This is a genomic window from Bacillus litorisediminis, assembly GCF_022808645.1.
Classification (GTDB): Bacteria; Bacillota; Bacilli; order Bacillales; family JC228; genus Bacillus_BF; species Bacillus_BF litorisediminis.
On the sequence record NZ_JAKZKT010000088.1, the window covers coordinates 1 to 5780 of the forward strand.

General features: G+C 38.2%; 6 protein-coding genes. 3 read left to right on the forward strand and 3 right to left on the reverse strand.

The annotated features are described in order from the left end of the window. From MLE14_RS21635 to pepF, 3 genes are all read left to right on the forward strand, one after another. Window positions 1-262: transposase (locus MLE14_RS21635; RefSeq protein WP_243298557.1), on the forward strand; the 262-nt coding region annotated here is incomplete at its 5' end. Window positions 263-489: 227 nt separating this feature from the next. Further along, the gene (locus MLE14_RS21640) at window positions 490-1689 is read left to right on the forward strand and encodes a competence protein CoiA (protein WP_243300476.1); all 1200 of its coding nucleotides are present in this window, start codon (window positions 490-492) and stop codon (window positions 1687-1689) included. Between the two features lie 98 nt (window positions 1690-1787). Next, on the forward strand, window positions 1788-3599 hold the full coding sequence (pepF, locus tag MLE14_RS21645; protein ID WP_390629395.1) for an oligoendopeptidase F: 1812 nt from the start codon (window positions 1788-1790) through the stop codon (window positions 3597-3599). A gap of 228 nt (window positions 3600-3827) precedes the next feature. Here the strand turns inward: pepF and MLE14_RS21650 are convergent, their stop codons facing one another. The 3 genes from MLE14_RS21650 to MLE14_RS21660 all read right to left on the reverse strand — a co-directional run bounded on the left by MLE14_RS21650 (window position 3828) and on the right by MLE14_RS21660 (window position 5644). Then, window positions 3828-4007: a hypothetical protein gene (locus MLE14_RS21650; protein WP_243300478.1), complete on the reverse strand. Its 180-nt coding sequence runs from the start codon at window positions 4005-4007 to the stop codon at window positions 3828-3830. A 358-nt stretch (window positions 4008-4365) separates the two neighbouring features. Then, window positions 4366-5241, reverse strand: coding sequence for a ClpXP adapter SpxH family protein (locus MLE14_RS21655; protein ID WP_243300479.1), 876 nt, complete (start codon window positions 5239-5241; stop codon window positions 4366-4368). Next, complete coding sequence (locus MLE14_RS21660; protein WP_243300480.1) at window positions 5234-5644, reverse strand: globin domain-containing protein; 411 nt, start codon at window positions 5642-5644, stop codon at window positions 5234-5236. The genes MLE14_RS21655 and MLE14_RS21660 overlap by 8 nt, the downstream gene beginning before the upstream one ends. Window positions 5645-5780: the final 136 nt, after the last annotated feature.

The following is a 5780-nucleotide window of genomic DNA, read 5'->3' on the forward strand; positions in this document are numbered from 1 at the left end:
ACAAGAACTAAAGGATTTTTATCAACTGGTTGAGGCTTCTGAAATTCCAGAAATGAAAAAGGCCATTCAAACCATTCAAAACTGGCAAACCGAAATTCTTAATAGTTTTGCATATAACTTTTCCAATGGTTTTTTGGAAGGGATCAATAACTCAACCAAAGTATTAAAACGAAACGCATTTGGCTTTAGAAGCTTTAAACGCTTTAGAGCAAAAATATTACTTTCACATCAATATAAAGGAATTGGGGTTCACATTGGATAAGGGTGACGACAATTAGTCATCACCCCAACATTTGACGGAGAACCTTTTTTTCACGCTAAAAAACATGGAAAAAGCTTTGGTACATCCGAATTCACACTTGAAAAATCAGGTATCCGCTCTAAATCTGTGGCTGTAAAAACTTTTAACACTTTCTTTCCCAATTTACATTTTGTAAAGGAGTTTCCTTTAACCTTGTCGAAATTAAGTAGGAGGAGGTGAGACATGAATTGTTCTCCGCAATCAATCAAAAAGGACAAATATATTCCCTTCTAGGAAAGCCACGGGAGGAAATTATTCGATTAAGGCAAGGGATATTTTTTTGTCCGGCATGCAAACAAAAGGTTCAATTAAAAATAGGGGAGATTAACCATCCCCACTTTTCCCATATTCAGCACCACCGTTGTCCGTTTGAATGGGAACCTGAATCGAAGCAGCATATAACAGGCAAATTTCTCATGCAAACATTTTTTCAGCAACTTGGCTGGAATGCAAATCTGGAAGTGTATTTAAAATCGATTTCACAAAAGCCTGATCTCCTCATTGCAAAAGGGAGTAAGCAAATTGCAGTGGAATACCAATGTTCACCGCTTCCGCTTTTTCGTCTACAAGAACGAGTTGGAGGATACAGGCGTTTTGGAATCGAGCAAAAATGGTTTTTTGACTCTTCTCTCATTCAATCACAATCCTCATTTAATACCATCATCTTATCCGAATTCGTTATCTACAGTTTGATTTGGAATGCTCCGTATTTTCAACTTTGGACGCTTGACCTGGAAAATCGTTCTTTCCTGTTATTTCATCACATTCTTCCGTTTTCACAAAAGAAAATATTTGCTTCACAGTCTCTCTATTCTCTCCTAGACCGGCAGTCTGTAAAAGTAACATCGCCGTATGAAGCGATCATTCGATCTTGGAAGCAGGCGAGAATTAAATGGTTATTGACCCCTAATATAAACAAAAAATTAAGTGATCAGCAATTTTATCGCTTTTTATATCAGCAATCTGTTCATCGCTCCCTTTTGCCGCCATTTATAGGACTCCCTCATCTTTCACTTCCTTACATCAAAACCCCAGCTCCGATTTGGCAAGCTTATGTTTGTTTGGAACTCTATCAATTACTGAAAAACCAGACTGCTGTGCCCAAAAATCAGCTTATCGATATGATGAAAAAAAGGGTACATACTGGCGAAATCGAACTTAGAGATTTTTTGTTTACGACTCCTTCATTGGAAATTCCTGTACAAGAATATCTGCAACTATTAACTGATCTACATGTATTTAGCGAAAAAGAGAACCATATACTAGTGGGAAAAGGAGCAGAAAGTGTCATAAATAATTCCAGTACACAGGATCAATCCATTCGTAATGTGCATTCATTTTACCGGAACCATATGAGCCATTTATTACAAATTATTTCGCAACACTAAATAGTAGGAAGGATATTGATTGATGTGGTAGAATTGTTAAAATGGTGTTTTTTTTCAAAAAATGAGGAAGTACATAAAAGGGGGACTATAAGTTGACTGTGGAACAAAAAACAAAGGACTTACCAAAAAGAGAACAAATACCTGTTGAAGATACTTGGAGACTGGAGGATATTTTTGCTACAGATGACGACTGGAACCAAGAATTTAAAGAGGTTGAAGCTCTGTTGCCGAAAGCAGCTGAATTTCAGGGTACTTTAGGAGATAGTGCAGAGCAGCTTTATAAAGCTCTGCAATTTCAAGATGAGGTATCAAGTCGTCTTGGGAAACTTTATACATATTCGCATATGAGGTATGACCAGGATACAGCGAATTCTTATTATCAGGGATTAGATGGCAAAGCGAAAACGCTATATACAAAAGCAGCCAGCGCTTTTGCTTATGTAACTCCTGAAATTTTATCGATTGATGAAGCGAAACTTGAACAATTTCTAGCTGAAAATGATGACCTTAAACTATATAAACAACAGTTAGAGGAAATTAACAAACAGCGTCCGCATGTTCTTTCTGCGGAACAAGAAGCATTGCTTGCTCAAGCTTCTGAAGTGTTAAACTCATCGAGCAGCACCTTTAGTATGCTGAACAATGCAGATTTAGAGTTTCCAACCATCATAGATGAAGACGGAAATGAAGTGCAAGTGACACATGGCCGTTACTCCCGTTTTCTCGAAAGTAATGACCGCCGGGTCAGACAGGAAGCATTCACAGCTGTTTATGATACGTATGGTAAATTCCGAAATACATTTGCCAGTACATTAAGCGGTCAAGTGAAAAAAGACAATTTTAATGCCCGCGTTCGAAATTATAAATCTGCCAGACATGCTGCGCTGTCTAACAATAACATTCCTGAGACTGTATACGAAAATCTTGTTGAGACTATTAATAAAAACCTTCCGCTTCTGCACCGCTATGTAAGCTTACGAAAAAAAGTATTAGGTGTTGAGGAGCTTCATATGTATGATCTTTATGCTCCGCTTGTAAAAGACGTAAATATGAAGGTTACCTATGAAGAAGCAAAAGAAATCCTGCTTAAAGGTCTTGCTCCGCTTGGAGAGGATTATATTGCCGTTTTAAAAGAAGGATTTGAAAATCGATGGGTGGATGTGCATGAAAACAAAGGAAAACGAAGTGGCGCCTACTCTTCCGGAACCTATGGTACAAATCCGTATATATTGATGAACTGGCAAGATAATGTAAATAATCTATACACATTGGCTCATGAATTCGGCCACTCAGTCCACAGTTACTATACGCGCAAGTCTCAGCCGTATCCATATGGAAATTATTCTATTTTTGTAGCTGAGGTCGCCTCTACATGTAATGAAGCTATTCTCAATGATTACATGTTAAAAACAATTGATGACGAAAAGAAAAGATTATATCTTCTGAATCATTATATTGAAGGATTCCGTGCCACAGTTTTCCGGCAAACCATGTTTGCCGAATTTGAACATACGATTCATGAGAGAGCACAAGCTGGTGAAACGCTAACAGCTGACTTGTTCACGCAAATTTATTATGATTTAAATAAAAAATATTTTGGCAATGACATTGTCGTTGATGAAGAAATCGGGTTAGAATGGGCTAGAATTCCTCATTTCTATTACAATTACTATGTTTATCAATATGCAACAGGTTTTAGTGCAGCAACAGCGTTGAGCAAACAAATTCTGGAGGAAGGTCAGCCGGCAGTTGAACGCTATATTGAATTCTTAAAATCCGGAAGCTCTGACTATCCGATTGAAGTATTGAAAAAAGCTGGCGTTGATATGAATAGTTCAACCCCAATTGAGCAGGCATGCGAAGTGTTTAAGCAGCTTTTAGATGAAATGGAAAGCTTATTAAATCAATAATATCCGAAGGGTCTGACAGACTTGTATCGTCAGACCCTTTTTTATACTTTCAGTAAATATAAAATTTTATCATTGACGTATATTCGACGCAGTCAAAATTTCAGGAAAAAGTACTTGGGGCAAGGATGCCTTGGCCAAGCGAGGCAATAGGATGTGGCGTTTTGAGCGTGATAAGCGCCAATTAGGCAATCGCCTGCACCTAAAGGCTAGGAAATTGCCAAGTCTTCTTTAGCGATATCCTTTAAACTTGTTCCGTTCATTCAAATAGGAAATAATGATTAATATCGCAACAAACAGGATGGGTGAACTAATATAGAGGGGCACTGCCTGAAGCATTCCAAGGACTTGCAAAAAAAACGCGAAAATAAAAATGAGAAACATAATGATAATCGGTAATTTTGCCAGCATAGAAGTAGCTATCCTCCTATCCGCAGTTTCTTTACTCTACTCTATGCTTGTTTTTTTTACTGAATACCTGAATTCTTTTGATTTCCCGAAAACAACATATCTTATTTTTGACAAATTTGTGAAACAATGAGCGGACTACTTGCCTGTAATCCTTTACCATGATATAGTATTCAATGTGAAGTTAATCACAAGCAAACACATACCCCTTTGTTTGACCGTGAAAAATTTCTCCCATCCCCTTTGTTCGTTGAAAAGACCCTTTGCATAAAGCAAAGGGTCTTTTCTTTTAATATTTCAATAATAGTTCAAATAGGTAAGAAAGATAATAAGTTCCATTACAAGGGAAAAGAAAAGTCTGTTATATGAAGGAATCCTTATATCGCCAAAACGTTCCATATTTAGCCGGAATTTTTTCAACCTTTTGTTTTAACATCAGTTTTTTCATTTCATGTTCGACTTGTGCTTCTGTCAAATTATAAACAACTGAGATCTCTTTCGTTGCTACTAACTGAAAGAAACGGAGAAAGGATTCAATCGGCGGCGGCGGAAATGGATCCGGATGCTTATTTAACATTTCGAACAGAACTTCTAAATATACTTCATACGGATAATGTCCGGTTACTTTAATGCCTTCTTCATCTATATTTTCATTAAAGAAAACGAGTGTAGGTATTTCGGTTACTTCCATTTCGGAAGTAATCTTCAAATCACATTGAAAGGCATTTGCCGCACTTTCCGAATGAATATCCTGCTGGAATAGTTCTAAATCAATGCCTACGGATTTAGCACAGTCAATGAGAACATCCAGATTCGAAATATTCCGTTTTTGTAAAAAGAGATTCTCTTGGAGTTTTCGCAGAAACCGGGTGCCTCTTTTCTTGCCTTGCAATTCTGCTGCTTTAATGGCTACAGAAGGGAGACTAGGCGTTGAAATCGGATCATCAAACCATACGCTTCCGTCACAAGACATCCCAGAACGACTCGCCGTTTTTTCCCAGGCTTGCGCGATATTTTCCGGTTTTTTCCGAAGACCGTTATTGAGAGAAGCTAATTTGCCGCTTAAGACATGACGCAATGTAAAATAATGACCATACTCAATTTGCAGCTTCTTTAAAATGGGTTCCAAACCCCAGCACTCGGGGCATAAAGGATCAATAAACATATAGATTTCAACAGGTTTCTTCTCAAGCCCTTGGCATTGGGATGATCTTTGATTTTGAAACTGATTATTCATTGTCGAGCTCACCACGTTCATCAAAATCTGGTGTATTAATCATGTGATTCGCTGTCAAAACAAGACGAGAAAAGTATTCGTCACGAACGGGCCCGTCTAAGCCGACTTCATCCATAGCCTCACTCATGCAGGAAAGCCAGGCTTTTGCCCGTTTTGGAGTAATTGGAAAGGGCAAATGTCTTGCTCTCATCATCGGATGACCATGCTCTTGCGTATAAAGGTTAGGACCTCCAAGGTATTGAGTCTGAAACTGTTTTTGCTTGCGGATTGTTTCCGTTAAATCATCTGGAAAAATGGGAGATAAATCCGGATGATTGTGAACACGTCGGTAAAAGGCATCAATGAGATCCGACAGCTTTTCTTTACCAATTATCTCGTAGGGGGTTTGTCTGTTCCCAATCATTCGTATAACTCCTCGTATATTAGTAGTAAGAGCTCTTTCTAGTAGAATTTCCAGTTGATCCGGACAACTGGGGATCTATTGGATTCCTATAGGAAAGTGGTTGCCTTTCGGCTCCCTCACTCTTTTTGTTTTGCCC

Excerpts from the sequence above, each read along its gene's own strand:
- MLE14_RS21650 (WP_243300478.1), bottom strand. The coding sequence starts at position 4,007 with ATGCTGGCAAAATTACCGATTATCATTATGTTTCTCATTTTTATTTTC.
- MLE14_RS21655 (WP_243300479.1), bottom strand. The coding sequence starts at position 5,241 with ATGAATAATCAGTTTCAAAATCAAAGATCATCCCAATGCCAAGGGCTT.
- MLE14_RS21660 (WP_243300480.1), bottom strand. The coding sequence starts at position 5,644 with ATGATTGGGAACAGACAAACCCCCTACGAGATAATTGGTAAAGAAAAG.